The following is a 19,982-nucleotide window of genomic DNA, read 5'->3' as shown; positions in this document are numbered from 1 at the left end:
ATGCCAGATCGGCCGTGTATCGCCGGACGATCGTGGTCAGGATGCGGCGATTCGCAACGCGCGCCCTGCAATCGAATCGAGCTTTGCGGAAAGGGTTGGATCGCGCACGGCGGGGGCGGTGATGATCGCGCTATCGAGGCAGGTATCGATCGGCGATGGCGGCCGTTCCGCCGGCAAGGCACGCAGCAGCGCCGCCACCATCGCGCGCGCTTTCCGGGCGTTGGCGCCGAGTTGCGCGATCACCTGCGCGACGTCGACGACCGCCTCGTCCTCGCGCCAGCAATCGTAATCGGTGACCATGCCGACCAGCGCGTACGGAAGCTCCGCCTCGCGCGCGAGTTTCGCCTCGGGCATCGCGGTCATGCCGATGACGTCGCAACCCCATTGCCGATAGAGCCGGCTTTCCGCGCGGGTCGAGAATTGCGGGCCCTCCATCGCGAGATAGGTCCCGCGGTCGTCGACCTGTGCGCCTGCATCCCGTGCTGCGTCCGCCGCATAGCGCGAGAGCCGCGGGCAGACTGGATCCGCCATCGACACATGCGCGACGAGGCCGGTACCGAAGAAACTCGACGGGCGGCCCTTGGTGCGATCGATGAACTGGTCGACGACGGTGAAGCTGCCGGGCGGGCGGGCCTCGACCAGCGAGCCTACCGAGGACACCGCCAGAACATCGGTCACGCCGAGGCGCTTCAACGCGTCGATGTTGGCGCGGGCGTTGAGTTCGGAGGGGGAGATGCGATGGCCTCGGCCATGCCGTGGCAGGAACGCGACACCGGCATGGCCGACCCGCCCGGTGTAGATCGCATCGGAAGGCTCGCCCCACGGCGTCTCGACCGTCTGCCAGCGACCATCCTCGATGCCGTCGACCGCGTAAAGTCCCGAGCCGCCGATGATGCCGATCGTCCAGCCGCTCACTTGGCCAGCGCCCTCGGCCGTGCGTAGACGAAGTAGATCGCGAGGCCGAGCAGGTTCCACAGCCCGAAATACAACTGCGTCTTGGAGGGCAGGCTGAAGAACAGATACAGGCAGCCGAGAATACCGATCGTGCCGACCAGCGTCGCAGCCGGTGCCCGGAACGTCCGCACCGCATCGGGTGCACGGCGACGCATAACCAGCATGCACGCACAGACCGCGACGAATGCGGCGAGCGTACCGGCGTTGGCGAGTGCTGCAATTTCGGCCAGCGGCAACAGGCCTGCGATCACCGCGACGATCGCCGCCGTGATCCACGTGATGCGGACGGGGGCACCTCGCCTAGAAACCTTGGCGAGGCTCAGCGGGAGCAATCCGTCGCGCGCCATCGTGAAGAAGATACGGCTCTGGCCGAACAGGAACGCGAGCAACACCGTCGGCAAGGCGATCACGGCCGATGCACCGAGGAAGGTCGCGAACCCCGGCCGGCCGATGTCGCGCAGGATCAGCGCGAGCGGCTCGGCGCTGCCGGCGAACTTGGTGTAGGACAGCGCGCCGACCGCGGCGACCGCGACGAGGATGTAGATCGCGATGCACGCGACCATCGACCCGACGATCCCGATCGCGAGATCGCGGCCTGGGTTCTTGGTCTCCTCCGCTGCGGTGGAGATCGCATCGAAGCCGTAGAACGCGAAGAAGATGATCGCTGCCGCCGCCATCACGCCGCGCTCCGCCCCATCGGGCTGCACCGCCTTGGGGAAGCCGTAGGGCATGAACGGGTGGAGGTTGGCGCTGTTGAAATAGTGCAGCGCGATGAACACGAACACGGTCAGCGCGATCATCTTCACGCCGACCAGCACTGCGTTCAGCGTCGCACTCTCGCGCGTGCCGAACGACAGCACACCGGCGACGACCGCGATGATGAAGATCGCCGGCACGTTGAGAATACCGCCAAGTTCGGGGCTGAGCGTCAGCGCCTCGGGAAACCCGAACGCTCCGCGCAGCAACGGTGCGGCATAGCCCGACCAGCCGACCGCGACGGTCGACACGACGAGGGAGTATTCGAGGATGAGGCTCCAGCCGATCACCCAGGCGATCAGCTCGCCGAGCACGACATAGCTGTAGGTGTACGCACTGCCCGAGGCGGGGATCATCGTGGCCATCTCGGCATAGGCGAGCGCCGCGCAGGCACAGATCCCGCCGGCGATGATGAAGGACAGGATGACCGCTGGCCCGGCGAGCCCTGCCCCCACGCCGATCAGCGTCAGGATGCCGGTGCCGACAATCCCGCCGACGCCCATCGCCACGAGGTGCGGCCACGACAGGGTGCGCGCGAGCTGATGCTCCGGCGGCTGCTCGGTGACGATTTTTCGGCGAAACAGACTGGCCACGGATATCCCCTCTTCTTGCCGCGGGGAGTGCCACAGGTGGGCGGCGGGGGGCAAGTTCGGCGGCCTTGCCAGCTCCGGTTGCCGCCCCCCCCCGTCATGCCGGGCTCGTTCCGGCATCCACTGTTCCGCATATTCGAGAGATTTGAGTCCGCGGAAGGGTGGACCCCGGAACCAGTCCGGGGCGACGGAGCCATGGGGCACCGTCTCAACTCAATCCTTGTTCTCCCGCGAAGGCGGGAGCCCAGTCTGGGTCCCCGCCTTCGCGGGGAAACAAGCTACCCCATGGTAAAACTCAGACGGTAAAGCTCTCGCCGCACCCGCACGCACCCTTGGCGTTCGGGTTCTGGAACACGAACCCCGCGGTGAAATCATCCTCGACCCAGTCCATCGTCGACCCGATCAGGTACAAAATCGACCCGCCATCGACGAACAAGGTCCCCCCCGGCGTATCGATCCGCTCGTCGAAAGGCTTGGCCTCGGTGACGTAATCCACCGAATAGGCCAGCCCCGAACACCCACGCTTGGGCGTCGACAGCTTCACCCCGATCGCATCCTCCGAAGCCCGAGCCATCAAGTCGGCGATCCGCGCATGAGCCGTCTCCGTGAGGTTCAGCGCCGCCGGCCGTGCTCGCAATGTCGTTGCCATCACCAATTCCTTCTGCTCCCTCCCGCCTGCGGGAGGGGTCGGGGGAGGGCTTGAACAGCAGCGTTCCGCTCTCCCCTCCCCTAACCCCTCCCGCAAGCGGAAGGGGAATAATTACAGCATACCCAGCTCGAGCTTCGCCTCGTCCGACATCTTCTGCGGATCCCAAGGCGGATCCCAGACCAGGTTCACTTCCGCAAACCCGACCCCTGGCACCGACCCGACGCGCATCTCGACCTCCGCCGGCATCGACTCCGCGACCGGACAGTTGGGCGTCGTCAGCGTCATCGCCACCACCGCGTGCCCGTCCTCGGTCACCTCGACGCCGTAGATCAGCCCTAGGTCATAGATGTTCACCGGGATCTCGGGATCGTAGATCTCCTTCAGCGCGTCGATGATCGCATCGTACACCGCGCCGCCGGGCTCGCCCGGCGAATCCACCTGCGGCTTCTGCGCCAGAAAGCCTGCGAGATAATCGCGCTTCCGCTCCGCGTCGGAGTCCGTCTCCATGACGACGCGCGCCTTGGGCGGCGACTGGACCGCATCCACTTCCTCGATCTCGAACCGATCGCTCATTTGAAGATCCTCGTTACTCGCTCGATACCGCGCACCAGCGCCTCGACGTCCGCCGGCCCGTTATACACGCCGAAACTCGCGCGCGCCGTCGCCTCGACGCCCAGCGCCTCCATCAACGGCTGCGCGCAGTGATGGCCGGCACGGATCGCGACGCGCTCCTCATCCAATATGGTGCCGATGTCGTGCGGATGAACCCCCTCGATCGTGAAGCTCACGATCCCCGCCGAGTTCGCCGGGCCGTACAGGCGCACCGAATTGATCCCCGACAGCGCTTCGCGCGTGGCGGTCACCAGCGCGGTCTCATGGGCGTGGATCGCGGCGAGCCCGATGCTCTCGACATAGTCGATCGCGGCATGCAGCCCGAGCGCGCCGACGATATGCGGTGTGCCTGCCTCGAACCGTCCCGGCGGCGGCGCATAGGTGGTCTTCGCGAACGACACCTTGTCGATCATCGACCCGCCACCCTGGTACGGCGGCATCGCGTCGAGCAGTTCCGGCTTGGCCCAAAGCACGCCGATCCCGGTCGGCCCGTACAGCTTGTGCCCGGAGAACACGTAGAAATCGCAGCCGATCACCTTCACGTCGACCGTGATCCGCGGCACCGACTGGCACCCGTCGAGCAGGATCTTCGCGCCGACCGAATGCGCGATCTCGGTGGCGCGCTTGGCGTCGAGCACCGAGCCGAGCACGTTCGATACATGCCCGAGCGCGACCAGCTTGTGCGCCGGCGTGATCATCCGCTCCATCGCGTCGAGATCGATGCGGTGGTCGGGCGTCAGCGGCAGCACGTCGATCGCGACGCCGAGGCGTTCGGCGATCATCTGCCACGGCACGATGTTCGAATGATGCTCGAGCATCGAGAGCAGGATGCGATCGCCCGCCTTCAACTGCGTCCCGGCCCAGCACTGCGCGACGAGATTGATCGCCTCAGTAGCACCGCGCACGAACACGATCTCATCGGCCGAACCCGCACCGATGAACCGCGCCACGGCCTTGCGCGCCGCTTCGTACGCGACGGTCATGTCGGCGGACCGCTGGTAAACTCCGCGGTGCACGGTGGCGTAGGTCTCGCCATAAGCGCGCGTAATCGCATCGACCACGACCTGCGGTTTCTGCGCGGTGGCAGCGGTATCGAGATACGCCCAGCCCTCGGGGATCGCCGGGAAGTCCGACAGGCGATCAAGAGGCTCCCCTCCCGCTTGCGGGAGGGGTCGGGGGAGGGCTTGGTCGAGAACGATACTCATGATGAAGCCCCTCCCCCAACCCCTCCCGCAAGCGGGAGGGGAGCAGAAAGCGCCCGCTCCAGCCACGCGTCCGCGTCCGCCACGAAAGCCTCGCGCACCGTCTCGTCCGCGATCTGCACGAACGCATCGCCAACGAACGCGCGCGTGAGCAGCGCCTGCGCCTTGGCATGCGGGATGCCGCGGCTCTGCATGTAGAACAGCGCGCGCTGGTCGAGTTCGCCGACCGTGGCACCGTGCGCGCACTTCACGTCGTCCGCGAAAATCTCCAGCTCGGGCTTCAGGTTGACCGTCGCGGTACGCTGCAACAGCAACCCGCGGAGCGACTGCACCCCGTCGGTCTTCTGCGCATCGCGTGCCACCTCGACCCTCGCCGCAAGGCTCGCGGTCGACTTGTCCGCCGCGACGGCACGCCAGATCTGCTTGCTCTGCCCGTTCAGCGCCGCATGCCGGACCGACACCGCGCACTCCTGCCGCTGGTCGTTCCGCGTCAGCAACGCGCCGCCATATTCGGCGAACGCGTCGTCACCGGTCACGGTAATCGACCCATCGATCCGCGTCCCGGCATCGCCCGCGCCGAGCACCGTCACGATGAGGCTCGCCTCGGCACCGACCTCGACCTCGTCGCGCAACGACACGAAGCCACCGGCCTGAAGCAACCGCACAGCGCGCGTCAGCTTGGCACCCTTGCCGAGCATCATCCGCGTCGACCGGTTCGACCAGCCAGCCCCGACATACGTCTCGACGACCGAAGCGCTCGCGCCGGCGACGAGAACGATCTCCGCGGGAAGCTGGTTATCGCCACCCGTTGCGATGTGGACGATCTGGATCAGTTCGGCCGTCGCATCCGCGTCGACGCGCATGGACCAGCCCAGCCCGGTCGTCCGACGCCCAAGCGCGTGCGATCCGCCGTCGATCGGTACGATCGTGACATGCCGCAGATCGCTGCGCCCCTCGTCGAGCACACCATCGACGAACACCGCCCGCGCACCCGGCAAGTCGAGAAACCACTCGCCAGCATCCAGCGCAACACCGCGCGGCAACTCAGCCGCTGCCGCGATCGCCGCCGGATCACCCCAGCGCCAAGATTCCTCGCGCGTCGAAGGAAGAGTAAGCGTCGTCACGAGCGCAACTCCTCCGCGTCTCCGCGTCTCCGCGTGAACAAAATTTTCTCACGCGGAGACGCGGAGACGCGGAGAGTAAGGGGAGAGATTAAGGCGCCTTCAGCGCGAAATACACTCACGCGGCGATCCCCACATAGCCTTCGCTCTCGAGCTGCTTGGCGAGGTCCTTGCCGCCCGAGCGGACGATCTTGCCGTCCGCCAGCACGTGCACGAAGTCCGGCTCCACGTAATCGAGCAGCCGCTGGTAATGCGTGATCAGCAGCACAGCCTTGTCGGGCGCGCGCATGATGCGGTTGATGCCGTCGCCGACGACGCGCAGCGCATCGATGTCGAGCCCCGAATCGGTCTCGTCGAGGATCGCGAACTTCGGGTTGACGATGCCCATCTGGACCATCTCGTTGCGCTTCTTCTCGCCGCCCGAAAACCCGACATTCACCGGCCGCTTGAGCATGTCGTAATCCATGCCGAGCAGATCCGCCTGCCCGCGCGCGAGCTTCAGGAACTCACCCCCCGACAACGGCTTCTCGTCCCGCGTCGCGCGCTGGGCGTTGAGCGCCTCGCGCAGGAACTGGACGTTCGACACGCCGGGGATCTCGACCGGATACTGGAAGCCCAGGAACACGCCCGCCGCGGCGCGCTCGTGCGCCTCCAGCTCGAGCAGGTCGACGCCGTCGAACGTCACCGAGCCCGCCGTGACCTCATAGCCGGGCCGCCCGCCGAGCACATAGCCCAGCGTCGACTTGCCCGCCCCGTTCGGCCCCATGATCGCGTGCACCTCGCCCGCGTTCACCGAGAGAGACAGGCCCTTGAGGATTTCCTTGCCGTCGATCTCGGCGTGGAGGTTTTCAATTTTCAGCATCATTCATCCTGAATCGCGAAGCGAGACCGAAAGGCCTCTCTTCCAGTTTGGCGAGCATGATCAATCTCGTTGAGTCGCGCTTCGCACTGTTTCGCAAAATCCTCAGCCTTCGACACGTCGCGCTTGAACATTAGCGGCAGTGACCGATTGACCAGCAAAAGTGTGATGGACTCACCACACAATCCTAATTGCTGATCAGCCTTGGAAAAAATTTCTGTTACAAGAGATATTGTTTGGCCAGCTGGCAGTCCAAGCCGTTGAGCCTGCTCTGCATCAGATCGTATGTGGTCGGCGCGGGTGACGATCGCGTCGAAGCGGTTCATCAGAACCTTCAACCGCGCCGCCAAGTCAGACCGCATCTGCTCAAACATTACCCCACGGAGCCTTCCAACGAAATCCCCAGCAGCTTCTGCGCTTCCACCGCAAACTCCATTGGCAGCTGCTGCAGCACTTCCCGCGCAAAGCCATTCACGATCAGCGCCACCGCCGCCTCCTGGTCCAACCCGCGCGACATCGCGTAGAACAGCTGGTCCTCGGAGATCTTCGACGTCGTCGCCTCGTGCTCGATCTGCGCGGAGGGGTTGCGGACCTCGATATACGGCACGGTATGCGCGCCGCACTGGTCGCCGAGCAGCAGACTGTCGCACTGCGTGAAGTTCCGCACGCCCTCCGCGGTCGGTGCGACGCGCACCAGCCCGCGGTACGTGTTGTCCGAACGCCCGGCCGAAATCCCCTTCGACACGATCGTGGAGCGCGTGTTCTTGCCGAGATGGATCATCTTCGTGCCGGTATCGGCCTGCTGGCGATTGTTCGTCACCGCGACCGAATAGAACTCGCCGACCGAGCCATCGCCGAGCAGCACGCACGACGGGTATTTCCACGTGATCGCGCTGCCGGTCTCGACCTGGGTCCAGCTGACCTTCGAGTTCTTGCCCTGGCACAACGCGCGCTTGGTGACGAAGTTATAGATTCCGCCGACGCCGTTCTCGTCGCCCGGATACCAGTTCTGCACGGTCGAATACTTGATCTCGGCATCGTCGAGCACGACCAGTTCGACCACGGCGGCATGAAGCTGGTTCTCGTCGCGCATCGGCGCGGTGCAGCCTTCGAGATACGAGACGTACGAGCCCTTGTCGGCGACGATCAGCGTGCGCTCGAACTGCCCGGTATTCTCCGCGTTGATCCGGAAGTACGTCGACAGCTCCATCGGGCAGCGAACGCCCTCGGGGATGTAGACGAACGTGCCGTCGGAGAAGACCGCCGAGTTCAGCGTCGCGAAGTAGTTATCGCGCTGCGGCACGACCTTGCCGAGCCACTTCCGAACGAGCTCCGGATATTCCTTGATCGCCTCGGAGATCGAGCGGAAGATCACGCCCGCAGCCTCGAGCTCCTTGCGGAACGTGGTCGCGACCGAGACGCTGTCGAACACCGCATCGACCGCGACGCGACGCTTGGGGGTGCCGTCCTCGTTCAGCGGATCCTCGACCACGCCCGCCAGCATCTTCTGCTCGCCGATCGGAATGCCGAGCTTCTCGTAGACGCGCAGGATCTCCGGATCGACCTCGTCGAGCGACCCGAGCTTCGGCTTCGCCTTGGGCTGCGCGTAGTAATACGCGTCCTGATAATCGATCGGAGGCACGTTGAGCTTCGACCAGTCGGGTGCCTCCATCGTCTGCCACAGTGCGAACGCCTTCAGCCGCCAGTCGAGCATCCACTGCGGCTCGCCCTTCTTGGCGGAAATGAATCGCACCGTGTCTTCCGACAGGCCCTTGGGCGCGAATTCCTGTTCGATGTCCGAGGAGAAGCCCCACTCGTACGTCTTGTTCGCGGCGGCGTAGGCCTCTGCGTTCCGGGTAGCCATCATTCCATCTCCGCCGCGCTGCGGCTCTCAAAAAACTCTGCGATCTCTGCGCCTCTGCGCGAACAAGAATCTTTGCGCGCAGAGGCGCAGAGATCGCGGAGGAAGGGGTAAGCTGCGCGCAAGGTCATGCGGGCACCTGTAAAACCGGGGTTTGCGAAAGGCTGGCTAGCGACACCCCAGCGAGCGCACCGCGGACCGCGCCGTTGACGGCGTTCCAGTGCGGCTTCACCTTGCACGTCTGCTCGACGCAGCAATCCTGCGATGCGCCATCGACGCATGAGGTCAGCGCGATCGGACCCTCGACCGCCTCGATGATGTCGGCGAGCGAGATCATCGCGGGCGGTCGCGAAAGGCGAAAGCCACCGCCGGTGCCGCGCGTGCTCTCGATCAGCCCCGCGGCGGACAGCCGGCTCACCAGCTTCTGCACGGTCGGCAGCGGCACGCCGGTCTCCTCGGCGAGCAGCGTAGCGTTCAGCCGCGCGATACCGCCGCAATGACGCGCCGCGGCGCTCATCATTACGACCGCATAGTCGGCTAGGCTGGAAAGACGCATGGTGGGTGTGGAGTCCAATCGGACCGATATGATCCGATTGGTCAAATGGGCTTTGTGCAGTGCATCGTCAACCCGGCCAGGGGTGCTAACGACTCGCAACTGGAGCGCTGTTTTGTGCATCGCACACGACCCGAAAGCTTGACTTCCCCCCTTCCTGGAAGGGAGGGGTCGGGGGTGGGTCGGCTGCTGACGCCAGGGAGCAACAGCCAACGGACCAACCCACCCCCAGCCCCTCCCTTCCAGGGAGGGGAGCAAGGAAGAACCTTCTCGACCGGTCGCCCGACCAGTGGAAGGAGCAAGGACGACGCGCATGGCCTTCTACCACCCGATCCTGTTCCGCCTCGACGCCGAGCGCGCGCATACCCTCACCATCGCCGCGCTCGGCGCATGGGGAAAGGCTGGCACGCCGCTCGCCCCCAGCGTGCCGCGGCTCGCGACGACCGTGGCGGGGATCGCCTTCCTCAACCCGGTCGGCTTGGCGGCAGGGGTCGACAAGGACGGGCGGGCGATCGACGGGTTCTTCGGGTTGGGCTTCGGAAGCGTCGAGATCGGCACGCTCACGCCGCTTGCGCAGCCCGGCAATCCCAAGCCTCGCATCTTCCGCCTTCCAGAAGACCGCGCGGTAATCAACCGCCTCGGCTTCAACAACGGCGGCTTGGACGCGGCCCTCTCCCGAGTATGTTCACCCGCGAAGGCGGGTGCCCAGTCTGGGCACCCGCCTTCGCGGGTGAACAAGGGGCCGGGCGGTGAAGGCGTTTTGGGCATCAACGTCGGCGCGAACAAGGACGCGACCGATCGCACCGCCGACTACGTCCACGGCGTCACGAACGCCGCGCCCCACGCCGATTACATCACGATCAACATCAGCTCCCCCAACACCCCCGGCCTCCGCGATCTCCAGCACGGCGCGGCCCTGCGCGACCTCCTCGCCGCCTGCACCGCCGCCAAGGGCACGACGCCGATCTTCCTCAAGGTCGCCCCAGACCTCGACCCCGCCGACATCGACGACATCGCCCGCGCCGCACTCGACAACCGCATCGACGCGCTGATCGTCAGCAACACGACGATCTCCCGCCCCGGCCTGCGCTCGGCCACCGCCAAGGAAACCGGCGGCCTGTCCGGAGCCCCCCTCGCCCCGCTGGCCCGCCAACGCCTGTCGGACTTCCGCAAGGCCACAGGCGCAGCGATCCCGCTGATCTCGGTCGGCGGCGTGGACAGTGGCGCCGAAACCTATGCCCGCCTCCGCGCCGGTGCGAGCCTTGTCCAGCTCTACACCGCGCTGGTCTACGAGGGGCCAGGCCTCCCCGCCCGCATTCTCCGCGAACTGGACGCGCTGCTGACCCGCGACGGATTCGCCACGGTCGCCGACGCGGTGGGGGTCGACGCCTAACGATCCTCCCCCGCCAAGGCGAGGTGGCGCCGAAGGTGACGGAGGGGGAGGACACGGAACAGCGGTTGCTCCTTCCGCCCCCGCCGTCTGGCAAGCGCCAGCCACCTCCCCCTAGCGGGGGAGGATCGCAAGGTTGCGAGACGGGTTGCCTAGTATTCGAACCACGCTAGGTTCGCGCTCGATGAAGACCTCACTCCTAGCGCTCGCCCTCCTCGTCCCCGCAGCCACCGTAGAGGCGCGCCAACCCGCCCCGGCCAAAGACCAGGGCATGGTCAGCGCCGCCGACCCGCGCGCCGCCGCAGCCGGCGTCGAGATCCTCCGCGCCGGCGGCAGCGCCACCGACGCCGCCATCGCCACGATGCTAGCCCTCAACGTCGTCGAACCACAAAGCTCCGGCATCGGCGGCGGCAGCTTCTGGATCTCCCACGCGGCCAGCGGCGCGCTCAGCACGATCGACGCGCGCGAAGAAGCCCCCGCCGCCGCCGATGCGCGCTGGTTCTACGCCCCCGACGGGACGCCGCTGAGCCACAGCGACGCGGTCCCCGGTGGTCGCAGCGTCGGCATCCCCGGCGCGCTCCGCGGCATGGCGCTCGCGCACCGTGCGTCGGGGAAACTCCCCTGGGCGCAGCTCTTCGCCCCCGCGATCCGCCTCGCGACCAACGGCTTCCAGGCCTCCCCGCGCCTCGTCAACGGCATGAAGGCTTACGGCGACCACATCACGCCAGAGACACGCAAGCTCTTCTCCGCCCCCGACGGCTCGCCGGTCGCGATCGGCGCGGTCATCAAGAACCCGCAGCTAGCCGCCCTCCTCCAGCGCATCGCCGCCCGGGGCCCCGACAGCTTCTACGTCGGTCCCGAGGCGCAGAAGATCGTCACCGCGGTCAACACCGCCGCGCGCAATCCTTCGAAGATGACGCTGGGCGACCTCGCCAGCTACGACGCCAAGTCGCGCCCGCCGGTGTGCGTCAAATACCGCGTCTACCGAGTCTGCGGGATGGGCCCGCCCTCGTCCGGCGGCATCACCGTGCTGATGATCCTGAAGCAGCTCGAACGCTTCGACATGGGCAAGCTCGGCAAGGACAGCGCGCAGGCCTGGCACCTGTTCGCCGAATCCTCGCGCCTCGCCTATGCCGACCGCGACCTCTACGTCGGCGATCCCGATTTCGTCCGCGTGCCGGTGCAGGGCATGCTCGACACCAAGTATCTCGCGTCGCGCTCGGCACTGATCTCCCCCGCGAAGACAATGGCGACCGTCACCGCCGGGTCGCCTCCCGGCGCCCCCGCACGCACCCGAGCGCCAGTCAGCGAAGTCCCCGGTACCACCGACATCGCGACGGTCGACGCGCGCGGCAACGTCGTCGAAGTGACCACCACCGTCGAAGGCTATTTCGGCTCGGGCCTGACTGTCGACGGCACGGTCCTGAACAACCAACTCACCGACTTCGACATCGTCCCCGTCAAGGACGGCGCCTTGGTCGCCAACCGGGTCGAAGGCGGCAAGCGCCCGCGCAGTTCAATGTCGCCGACGATCGTCTACGGTCCCGACGGCAAGGTGCGCCTGGCGGTCGGCGCGGCCGGCGGCTCGACGATCATCGCGCAGGTCGCCAAAGCCATCATCGGCGTGGTCGACTGGAAACTGTCGGCTCAAGACTCGATCGCACTCGGGCTGCTGTATGCGCCGGGCCACGTTGCCGCGGCGGAAAAGGGCACCGAACGCGAGACGATGGTTCCCGCGTTGCAGGCGCTAGGCGAGACCGTCCAGGTCGCAGCACTCGGCTTGAAGGCAAACGCGATCGAGCGCGTAGGCGGCAAATGGGTCGGCGCAGCAGATCCGCGCAGCGAAGGCGTCGCGATCGCGGAGGACGGTACCGTCACCAAGATCCAGCGCGTCGGCGCCGTCCAGCGCGCTCCGGAGTAACGACCAAACTCCACCTCCCCGGCGAAGGCCGGGGTCCAGTTGGCACGCGTTGCTAATTGACGTTCGCACGATGTTACTGCGACCTTCCCATCTGGACCCCGGCCTCCGCCGGGGGGGGTGCCGGGTCCGTGGCAGCGGATGGGGTTGAGCCCCCGCCGGTTATGACGCAGTAACCGTCCAACGCTCAGAATCGCGTCGTGCAAGGCGCAACGGCACAGCGCCCAGGGAGAGACAATGGCCCGCCAGCTCGAACGATTCCCGAACCTCGTGACGATGTTCTTCGCGCGCGCTGCGGAGAAGGGCGACGCGCCGTTCCTGTGGACCAAGACGAGCGGCACCTGGGTCGCCACCAGTTGGGCGGACGCGGCACGCCAAGTCGCCAGCCTTGCCACCGCGCTAACCGCGATAGGCCTCAAGCGCGGCGACCGCGTCATGCTCGTGGCCGAGAACCGCCCCGAATGGTGTCTCAGCGACCTCGCGATCATGGCCGCCGGCTGCGTCACGGTGCCGACCTACGTCACCAACACCGAGCGCGATCACCTCCACATCATCGAGAACGCCGGCGCCTGCGCGATCATCGTCTCGACTGCCAAGCTCGCCAAGACTTTGCTCCCGGCGGTCCTCCGCTCGAACCAGGCGCATACGGTGATCGGGCTCGAGGACATGAAGGTCCCCGCCTCGATCGACTTCCACAACTGGCACGCGCTGATCGCCGCGCACCAGACCGCGCCCGAAACCGCCGCCGCCCGCGCCGACTTCGAACGCAAGGACCTCGCCTGCATCATCTACACCTCGGGCACCGGCGGCGCCCCGCGCGGCGTGATGCAGCACCACGGCGCGATCCTCCACAATTGTGCCGGCTGCGCGAGCGTGATCTCGGAGGATTTCGGCTGGGACGACGAGGTATTCCTCTCGTTCCTCCCCTTGAGCCACGCCTATGAACACACCGGCGGCCAGCATTTCCCGATCTCGCTCGGTGGCCAGATCTACTATGCCGAGGGCCTGGAAAAGCTCGCCGCCAACATCGAGGAGACGCGCCCGACGATCATGTTCGTCGTCCCCCGCCTGTTCGAAGTCCTCCGCACGCGCATCTCGAAGACGATCGAGAAACAGGGTGGCGCCTCGGCGTATCTGCTGCGGCAGGCGTTGGATATCGGCGGCAAGCGCTATGCCGGCCGCCTCCGCCTGATCGACCGCCCGATGCAGGCGGCCGTCGCCACCCTCTTCAAGCCGAAGATCTCGAAGAAATTCGGCGGCCGGTTGAAGGCGATGATCTCGGGCGGCGCACCACTTAACCCGGAAGTCGGCCTGTTCTTCGAGGCGCTCGGCCTCACCTTCCTGCAAGGCTATGGCCAGACCGAGGCCGCGCCGGTCATCTCGTGCAACCGCCCCAAGGCGGGCGTGCGCATGGACTCGGTCGGCCCTGCGCTCAAGGACACCGAAGTCCGCATCGCCGAGGACGGCGAGATCCTGGTGCGCGGCGAACTCGTGATGCACGGCTATTGGCGCAACGACGCCGAGACCGCGAAGGTGCTCAAGGACGGCTGGCTCCACACCGGCGACATCGGCGAGATCGACGACCGCGGACGGATCCGCATCACCGACCGCAAGAAGGATCTGATCATCAACGACAAGGGCGAGAACGTCGCCCCGCAAAAGGTCGAGGGGATGCTGACGCTCCAGCCCGAGATCGCGCAGGCGATGATCGCCGGCGACAAGCGCCCCTACATGGTGGCGCTGATCGTGCCCGATCCCGAGTGGACGCAGGAATGGTGCGCGGGGAATGGCGACGCGTGCAGCTTCGCGCGACTGGCGGAGAACAGCGAGTTCCGGACGGCGATCGGGCATGCGGTCGAGCGGGTGAACAAGGACCTGACGGTGACGGAGCGGGTGCGGAGGTTCGTGCTCGCGGACGGGCCGTTCACGATCGAGAACGAGCAACTGACGCCCAGCCTGAAGATCCGCCGCCACGTCCTGAAACAGGCCTACGGGGAACGGCTGGACGGGCTCTACAAATAACCCTCGCCCCTCCGGGGAGAGGGAGGGGCCCGCACGCGCTTGCGTGTGGGAGGGTGAGGGGAGTGAGGCTCGCAACGCCGCCGCCAAAGCCCCTCACCCTTCCGTCGCCAAGCGGCTCCTCCCTCCCTCTCCCCGGCGGGGAGAGGGACTTAGAACCTCACTTCTTCGCGGGCGCTGCAGTCGGCACCACGGCCATCGTCCAGTCCTTCTCCGGCCGCAGATACTTCGCTGCCGTCGCCTGCAACTCCACTGGCGTGGTGGCGATCAAGTCCGAAGCAATCCGCTGCGTCGCCGCGATCCGCCGCGGATCGAACGTCGCCCCGCCGAGCTGCTGCAACCAGAACTGGTTCCCGGTCGAGGCACGCAGGATATACTGCCCCATCGGCTTCTTGATCCGGTCCAGCTCGTCCGCCGCGATCGGCGTCGACACCAGCTCCGCTGCGATCTGGCGTGCGATCTGGAAGAAGAACGACACCTTGTCCGGCGCGACCTGCCCGATCGCGACCATCCGGCCGCCGGTGTTCATGCCCACCGGCCACTGGCTCGACACGTTGGGGCTGTAGCTCGCGCCCGCCGCCTGCCGCAGTCGCTCGAACAGCCGGTCGCTGAACACCTGCGCCAGCACGTCGAGACGCCGCGCCTCGACGATATTGTCGATCCCGCCGCCGGTCGGCCAGGCGATCACCGCCGCCGCCTGGTTCTCGGGGCCGGTATGCGCACGCATCACCGGTGTCGCGTTATGCGCGGGGAACCCCACCGGCGCGCCGACCGTCGACACCGCCGTCCGCGGTTTCATCGCCCCGAACGACTTCGCCACGGCGGCGATCGCGTCCTCGGTCTTCACGTCGCCGAAGATCGAGACCTCGATAGGCCCGGTCTTCAGGATCGGCTCCCAGAACGCGCGGAAGTCCTTCGCATTCAGCGCCTCGACGGTCGGCTTCGACGGCGTCCCCCAGCGCGGATCACCCGCGCGGAGCAGACCTTCGAGGTCCCGCGACAACACGCCGTCCGGCGACGAGTCATAGCCTGCGAACCCTGCCAGAGCGGCCACCCGAGCACGCGCTACCGGCGCAGGATCCCACGCCGGGAACGCGAGTTTCGCCGCCATCAGCCGCAACTGATCCGAATAATCCGCCGGCGACGTGATTGCGCTCAGCGTGAACGCGTCGTCGTCGATCCCGAAGTCGAGCCCGATCCGGCGCCCTGCGGTCAGCTGGTCGAGATCGCCCTGGTCGAGCTTGCCGATACCCCCTGCGACCAGCGCAAGATCACCCGCCCAAGCCGGCGTCGGCCGGTTCGACGGGATCGCGGTATAGCCGCCACCGAACCGCACGCGCACATACACGCGCCCGGTCTCGCCCGCGTTCGGGAACAGCAGCACCCGCGTTCCGTTCGCGAAGTTCACCTGCTCCATGTCGAACGCGGCGATCTTCTCGCGGCTGGCGACGACGCCCGGCTTGCCGAGCGACGGCAGCTTCGAGAAGTCGACCGCAGCCTGCGCACGACGCTTGCCGGCCAGCCCCGAAACGTCCGCCTTCAAAGCCGTCGCCAGCTTGGCCGCAGCGCCCGCATCCGGCGTCTGCGTATTGACGAGGGCGCGCGTAGCCGTGCCCTCGAAGATCGCCTTGCTCGACGCGAGCAGCGTGGCGGGCGTGAACATGCCCTTCGCCTTGGCGTCCTGCAAAATCTTGTACGACGTCTCGGGCCCGGCCACCGTCTCGCGGATGTCGAGCGCGCCGACCATGTCGTCGGCCTGCTTCGACCCCGCCTCGACTCGCGCCGTCTCGACGCTGGTTCGCATGATCGTATCGAAATCGGCGTATTCGCGGTCGACTTCGGCCTGGCTCGGCGCGTTGGTCTGCGCGTCGGCGATCACCGCGCGCACGTCCTTCAACGCCGCTTCCCAGTCGGTCCCGATCGGCACGATGTTGACGCTCGTCAGGTTCGCCGAGCGCGACACGTCGTCGATCGACACACCGGCTTGCAGGTAGCTCCCACCCGCCCGCGCGCGCGTTTCCAGACGGCGACTGATGAGCCGGGTGGCCAGCACGTCGACCAGCCGCTTCTGGTTCATGATCGCGGTGTCGTCCTTATACTCCCAGGGCCGCACCACGCCGAGCGTCACCACCGCCGGGATCGCCGGCTCGGCGATCGTCGCTGAGACCGGCGCCTTCGGATCAGGCTTGCCGAAATCGGGCGCGGGCACGACCGGGCCGATGCCCTTCCAGTCGGCGAAGTTCTTGACGATCAGCCGCCCGAACAACGCCGGATCCATGTCGCCCGAGATGATGACGACGGTGTTCTCCGGCCGATACCAGCGATCGTGGAACGCCTTCACCGTAGCACCAGTGGCGGCCTCCAGCGTCTTGATGTTGCCGATCGGCGAGCGATCCGCGAGCGGCTGCCCGGCGAAGAACGTCGCGCGGATCGCGTCGCCGAACCGCACCTGAGGCCCCGGCTGTTCGCGCTGTTCGGCGAGCACGATCGGGCGCTCGGCGGCGACCGATGCGTCGGTGATCGTCGGCTTCTCCATCATGCCCGACATGATCTTCAAACTCTCGTCGAGCCCCGCTTCGGTCGCCGAGGGGAGATCGAGCTTGAACGTGGTCGAGGTCGGCGTCGTCTGCGCGTTGGTATCCGAGCCGAAGGTCGCCCCGAACCGCTGCCACACGCGCTTGGCCTCGCCATCCGGCACGTACTCGGACCCGCGGAACGACAGATGCTCGATGAAATGCGCGAAACCCCGTTCGCTGTCGGTCTCGTTCAACGATCCCGCATCGATCCGCACGCGCACCGATACCTGGCCCGGTGGCACGCCGTTCTTGCGTACCGCAAAGCGCATGCCGTTGGGCAACGTGCCGAACTTCCACTCGGGATCGCGGGTGAGGTCGCTGCCCTTGTAGAGCCATGCGGTCGTATCGATCCCCGGCAGTTCGGGAAGCGTCGGCGCCTCCTTGGCGGGGGTGGACGCGGCCTGCTGGGTCGCCATCTGGCCGCTAGCCGGAATGGCCAGCCCGAGCACGAGGGGGAGCAGGACGGGAGCGCGGTACAAGCGCGAGAAAAACACCATGCCGCACCTGTAGCGGCCACGGACGTCGCTCGCCAGTGCCCTGCCTCCGCACCGATCGTGCCGATGCCATCATTTCGTCCAACACCGGCGGTATATCGTGTCCTAACAAGGGGATCGGCGCCGCAGCGCGCGGGGATACAGGGTAGAGATGACGGTCGGAGCCGAACTGGGGCAGTCTTCATTGTGGCGGGAATCGGGCGAGCCGGCGGTACGGCGCGGCGCTCGCGTACCCGATCTGAACGTGATCTCGGGCGCACCCAAACCCGGCGGCCCGATGGTCGCTGAAGCCAACCGCCCGCTGATCATCCGCGTCGGCAAGCACCTGCGCGGCGTGTTCGACCGCATGATCGCGTCATCCTCGCTGGTCGCCAATGATCCGGTGCTCGACGTCCGCGACTTCGCCTGGACCGCAGGCCTGCGCGAGAACTGGGCCGCGATCCGCGACGAAGCCGTCCGCGTCGCGCTGCAAGGCGAGGCGTCGCCCAGCCTCGCGACGATCTCGCCCGATCACCGCTCGATCGCCGAAGTCGACAAATGGCGCTCGTTCTTCCTGTACGGCTATGGCTACCCGATCGAGGAAAGCCTCGCGCGGTGCCCACACACGGCAGCGGCGGTCGCGCGCATCCCCGGTCTCAACAGTGCGTTCTTCTCGATCCTCGCGCCGGGCACGCACATCCCCGAGCATCGCGGCGTGACCAAGGGCCTCATCACCTGCCACCTCGGCCTGATCGTGCCCCGCGACGGCGACGTCCGGATGCGCGTCCACGACCGCGTGGTACGTTGGGCGGAAGGCGAGACCCTCGTGTTCGACGACACCTACCAGCACGAGGTCTGGAACGACACGACCGGCACCCGCGTCGTGCTGCTGATCCAGTTCGAACGGCCGTTGCGCAATCCGGGCAAGTGGATCGCCGACCTGTTCCTTGGCGTGGTGCGCCGCTCCGCCTTCGTCCAGGACGCGGTCCGCAACATCGGCAGCTGGAACGCCGCGGTGAAGGCGATGGACGTCTGACACTTCTAGCTCCCCTCCCTGGAAGGGAGGGGCTGGGGGTGGGTCGGCCGCTTGGCTGGCGTGACGGCAATTGCGAACCCACCCACCCCCAACCCCTCCCTTCACGAGGGAGGGGGGCAAGAAGTACGGTTACTGTGCCCCCGCCCCTCACCCCCCGAAAGAAACCGTTTCCCGTTCCGCGCTTGATCCCCCGCCCCCTTCGGGCCACATGCCCCTCATGCTCATCGAAACGGAATCCACTCCCAACCCGTCGACGCTGAAGTTCCTGCCGGGACGCACCGTCATGGAAGCCGGCACGCGCGACTTCGCGACCCCCGAGGAAGCCGAGGTGAGTTCGCTCGCCGATGCGATCTTCGGCCTCGGCGACGTCACCGGCGTGTTCTTCGGCCGCGATTTCGTCTCGGTCACGGCCGCGCCCGGCACCGCCTGGTCGGACCTCAAGCCAGACGTACTCGCGATCCTGCTCGATCACTTCTCCGCCGCGATGCCGCTGTTCAAGCCTGCGCGCGCCGGCTTCTCGGTGCCGTCGGACGAGCCCGCGCTGTCGGACGACCCCGCGGACGCCGACATCGTCGCGCAGATCCGCGAGCTGATCGACACGCGCGTGCGACCTGCGGTGGCGAACGACGGTGGTGACATCGTCTATCGCGGCTTCGACAAGGGCAAGGTCTTCCTCCAGCTTCAGGGCGCCTGCGCCGGCTGCCCGTCGTCGAGCGCCACGCTCAAGAACGGCATCGAGCAGCTGCTGAAATACTATGTTCCCGAAGTCACCGAAGTGAGAGCCGTCTGATGCGCGAGAAACTCGACGATACCGCCTTCGACACCGTCTTCCGGGACGCGCGCAGCTATAACGGCTACGCCGACCAGCCGGTCGCCGAGTCCGAGCTGCACGCGATCTGGGACCTGATGAAGTGGGGCCCGACCTCCGCGAACCAGCTCCCCGCACGCCTGATCTGGGTGGTCAGCGACGAAGCCAAGCAGAAGCTCGCCGACGCTTGCAGCGCGCAGAACCAGCCCAAGATCCTCAAGGCCCCAGTGTCGGTGATCATCGGCATGGACACCAATTTCCACGAACACCTGCCTGAGCTGTTCCCGCATGCCGATGCGAAGTCGTGGTTCGACGGCAACGCCGAACTTCGCGAAGCCTCGGCGTTCCGCAACTCGTCGCTGCAGGGCGCGTATTTCATCATCGCCGCGCGGATGCTCGGGCTCGATACCGGGCCGATGTCGGGCTTCGACGCGGGCAAGGTCGACGCGGCGTTCTTCCACGATACGCCCGCGGTGCGGACCAACTTCATCTCGACGCTCGGCCACGGCGACCCCGCGACGATCTACGCCCGCTCGCCCCGCCCCGACTTCGCGAAGTTCAATAGCATCGCTTGAGGCGGGACCTGCTCCCTCTCCCCTGCGGGG

Annotated in this window: 17 protein-coding genes; 6 read left to right on the top strand and 11 right to left on the bottom strand. The window is 66.8% G+C overall.

Translation table 11 applies throughout. The features are described from left to right. Positions 1-36: 36 nt before the first annotated feature. The 10 genes from mtnP to BM244_RS10660 form a co-directional block, all read right to left on the bottom strand. Positions 37-915, bottom strand: a complete 879-nt coding sequence (gene mtnP, locus BM244_RS10705; protein ID WP_093398848.1) for an S-methyl-5'-thioadenosine phosphorylase — start codon at positions 913-915, stop codon at positions 37-39. Next, positions 912-2,303, bottom strand: a complete 1,392-nt coding sequence (locus BM244_RS10700; protein ID WP_093398847.1) for an amino acid permease — start codon at positions 2,301-2,303, stop codon at positions 912-914. Before BM244_RS10700 ends, mtnP begins: the two co-directional genes overlap by 4 nt. A 292-nt stretch (positions 2,304-2,595) precedes the next feature. Continuing rightward, on the bottom strand, positions 2,596-2,949 hold the full coding sequence (locus BM244_RS10695; protein ID WP_093398846.1) for a HesB/IscA family protein: 354 nt from the start codon (positions 2,947-2,949) through the stop codon (positions 2,596-2,598). Between the two features lie 111 nt (positions 2,950-3,060). After that, positions 3,061-3,522: an SUF system Fe-S cluster assembly protein gene (locus BM244_RS10690; protein WP_056047148.1), complete on the bottom strand. Its 462-nt coding sequence runs from the start codon at positions 3,520-3,522 to the stop codon at positions 3,061-3,063. Further along, positions 3,519-4,766 carry a cysteine desulfurase gene (locus BM244_RS10685; RefSeq protein WP_093398845.1) on the bottom strand — a complete coding sequence of 416 codons (1,248 nt, stop codon included), beginning with the start codon at positions 4,764-4,766 and terminating at the stop codon, positions 3,519-3,521. Before BM244_RS10685 ends, BM244_RS10690 begins: the two co-directional genes overlap by 4 nt. Then, positions 4,763-5,887 carry a SufD family Fe-S cluster assembly protein gene (locus BM244_RS10680; RefSeq protein WP_093398844.1) on the bottom strand — a complete coding sequence of 375 codons (1,125 nt, stop codon included), beginning with the start codon at positions 5,885-5,887 and terminating at the stop codon, positions 4,763-4,765. Before BM244_RS10680 ends, BM244_RS10685 begins: the two co-directional genes overlap by 4 nt. 115 nt (positions 5,888-6,002) lie before the next feature. Beyond that, entirely contained in the window at positions 6,003-6,746 is a 744-nt protein-coding gene (gene sufC / locus BM244_RS10675) for a Fe-S cluster assembly ATPase SufC (protein ID WP_093399109.1), read from the bottom strand. Next, positions 6,746-7,117 (bottom strand): hypothetical protein, encoded by a 372-nt coding sequence (locus BM244_RS10670; RefSeq protein WP_093398843.1) that lies wholly within the window; start codon positions 7,115-7,117, stop codon positions 6,746-6,748. Before BM244_RS10670 ends, sufC begins: the two co-directional genes overlap by 1 nt. Then, positions 7,117-8,607 (bottom strand): Fe-S cluster assembly protein SufB, encoded by a 1,491-nt coding sequence (gene sufB, locus BM244_RS10665; RefSeq protein WP_093399108.1) that lies wholly within the window; start codon positions 8,605-8,607, stop codon positions 7,117-7,119. The genes BM244_RS10670 and sufB overlap by 1 nt, the downstream gene beginning before the upstream one ends. A gap of 124 nt (positions 8,608-8,731) precedes the next feature. Then, on the bottom strand, positions 8,732-9,160 hold the full coding sequence (locus BM244_RS10660) for an SUF system Fe-S cluster assembly regulator (RefSeq protein ID WP_056057656.1): 429 nt from the start codon (positions 9,158-9,160) through the stop codon (positions 8,732-8,734). A gap of 310 nt (positions 9,161-9,470) precedes the next feature. On the opposite strand from BM244_RS10660, the gene BM244_RS10655 reads away from it, so the two are divergent. The 3 genes from BM244_RS10655 (at position 9,471) to BM244_RS10645 (ending at position 14,487) form a co-directional block, all read left to right on the top strand. Next, positions 9,471-10,550, top strand: a complete 1,080-nt coding sequence (locus BM244_RS10655; RefSeq protein WP_093398842.1) for a quinone-dependent dihydroorotate dehydrogenase — start codon at positions 9,471-9,473, stop codon at positions 10,548-10,550. Between the two features lie 181 nt (positions 10,551-10,731). After that, the gene (ggt, locus tag BM244_RS10650; RefSeq protein WP_175518159.1) at positions 10,732-12,468 is read left to right on the top strand and encodes a gamma-glutamyltransferase; all 1,737 of its coding nucleotides are present in this window, start codon (positions 10,732-10,734) and stop codon (positions 12,466-12,468) included. Positions 12,469-12,702: 234 nt separating this feature from the next. Beyond that, entirely contained in the window at positions 12,703-14,487 is a 1,785-nt protein-coding gene (locus BM244_RS10645) for an AMP-dependent synthetase/ligase (RefSeq protein ID WP_093398841.1), read from the top strand. A gap of 157 nt (positions 14,488-14,644) precedes the next feature. Here BM244_RS10645 and BM244_RS10640 read toward each other — a convergent pair whose 3' ends face one another. After that, positions 14,645-17,557 carry a M16 family metallopeptidase gene (locus tag BM244_RS10640; RefSeq protein WP_093398840.1) on the bottom strand — a complete coding sequence of 971 codons (2,913 nt, stop codon included), beginning with the start codon at positions 17,555-17,557 and terminating at the stop codon, positions 14,645-14,647. A 148-nt stretch (positions 17,558-17,705) separates the two neighbouring features. Between BM244_RS10640 and BM244_RS10635 the strand changes: the two genes are divergently transcribed. The 3 genes from BM244_RS10635 to BM244_RS10625 all read left to right on the top strand — a co-directional run bounded on the left by BM244_RS10635 (position 17,706) and on the right by BM244_RS10625 (position 19,952). Further along, entirely contained in the window at positions 17,706-18,569 is an 864-nt protein-coding gene (locus BM244_RS10635) for an aspartyl/asparaginyl beta-hydroxylase domain-containing protein (protein ID WP_254784373.1), read from the top strand. Between the two features lie 217 nt (positions 18,570-18,786). After that, positions 18,787-19,359 (top strand): NifU family protein, encoded by a 573-nt coding sequence (locus tag BM244_RS10630; protein WP_093398839.1) that lies wholly within the window; start codon positions 18,787-18,789, stop codon positions 19,357-19,359. Next, positions 19,359-19,952 carry a malonic semialdehyde reductase gene (locus BM244_RS10625; protein ID WP_093398838.1) on the top strand — a complete coding sequence of 198 codons (594 nt, stop codon included), beginning with the start codon at positions 19,359-19,361 and terminating at the stop codon, positions 19,950-19,952. Before BM244_RS10630 ends, BM244_RS10625 begins: the two co-directional genes overlap by 1 nt. The last annotated feature ends 30 nt before the right edge of the window (positions 19,953-19,982 follow it).

It is taken from the genome of Sphingomonas sp. OK281, assembly GCF_900115295.1.
Taxonomy (GTDB): Bacteria; Pseudomonadota; Alphaproteobacteria; order Sphingomonadales; family Sphingomonadaceae; genus Sphingomonas.
Note: the sequence above shows the minus strand (reverse complement) of the source record. Positions and strands in the feature narration are given on the sequence as shown.

Bases quoted from the DNA above. Each gene is read 5' to 3' on its own strand.
- BM244_RS10695 (WP_093398846.1), bottom strand. From the start codon at position 2,949: ATGGCAACGACATTGCGAGCACGGCCGGCGGCGCTGAACCTCACGGAG.
- BM244_RS10690 (WP_056047148.1), bottom strand. From the start codon at position 3,522: ATGAGCGATCGGTTCGAGATCGAGGAAGTGGATGCGGTCCAGTCGCCG.
- BM244_RS10685 (WP_093398845.1), bottom strand. From the start codon at position 4,766: ATGAGTATCGTTCTCGACCAAGCCCTCCCCCGACCCCTCCCGCAAGCG.
- sufC (WP_093399109.1), bottom strand. From the start codon at position 6,746: ATGCTGAAAATTGAAAACCTCCACGCCGAGATCGACGGCAAGGAAATC.
- BM244_RS10670 (WP_093398843.1), bottom strand. From the start codon at position 7,117: ATGTTTGAGCAGATGCGGTCTGACTTGGCGGCGCGGTTGAAGGTTCTG.
- sufB (WP_093399108.1), bottom strand. From the start codon at position 8,607: ATGGCTACCCGGAACGCAGAGGCCTACGCCGCCGCGAACAAGACGTAC.
- BM244_RS10660 (WP_056057656.1), bottom strand. From the start codon at position 9,160: ATGCGTCTTTCCAGCCTAGCCGACTATGCGGTCGTAATGATGAGCGCC.
- BM244_RS10655 (WP_093398842.1), top strand. From the start codon at position 9,471: ATGGCCTTCTACCACCCGATCCTGTTCCGCCTCGACGCCGAGCGCGCG.
- ggt (WP_175518159.1), top strand. From the start codon at position 10,732: ATGAAGACCTCACTCCTAGCGCTCGCCCTCCTCGTCCCCGCAGCCACC.
- BM244_RS10645 (WP_093398841.1), top strand. From the start codon at position 12,703: ATGGCCCGCCAGCTCGAACGATTCCCGAACCTCGTGACGATGTTCTTC.
- BM244_RS10640 (WP_093398840.1), bottom strand. From the start codon at position 17,557: ATGGTGTTTTTCTCGCGCTTGTACCGCGCTCCCGTCCTGCTCCCCCTC.
- BM244_RS10635 (WP_254784373.1), top strand. From the start codon at position 17,706: ATGACGGTCGGAGCCGAACTGGGGCAGTCTTCATTGTGGCGGGAATCG.
- BM244_RS10630 (WP_093398839.1), top strand. From the start codon at position 18,787: ATGCTCATCGAAACGGAATCCACTCCCAACCCGTCGACGCTGAAGTTC.
- BM244_RS10625 (WP_093398838.1), top strand. From the start codon at position 19,359: ATGCGCGAGAAACTCGACGATACCGCCTTCGACACCGTCTTCCGGGAC.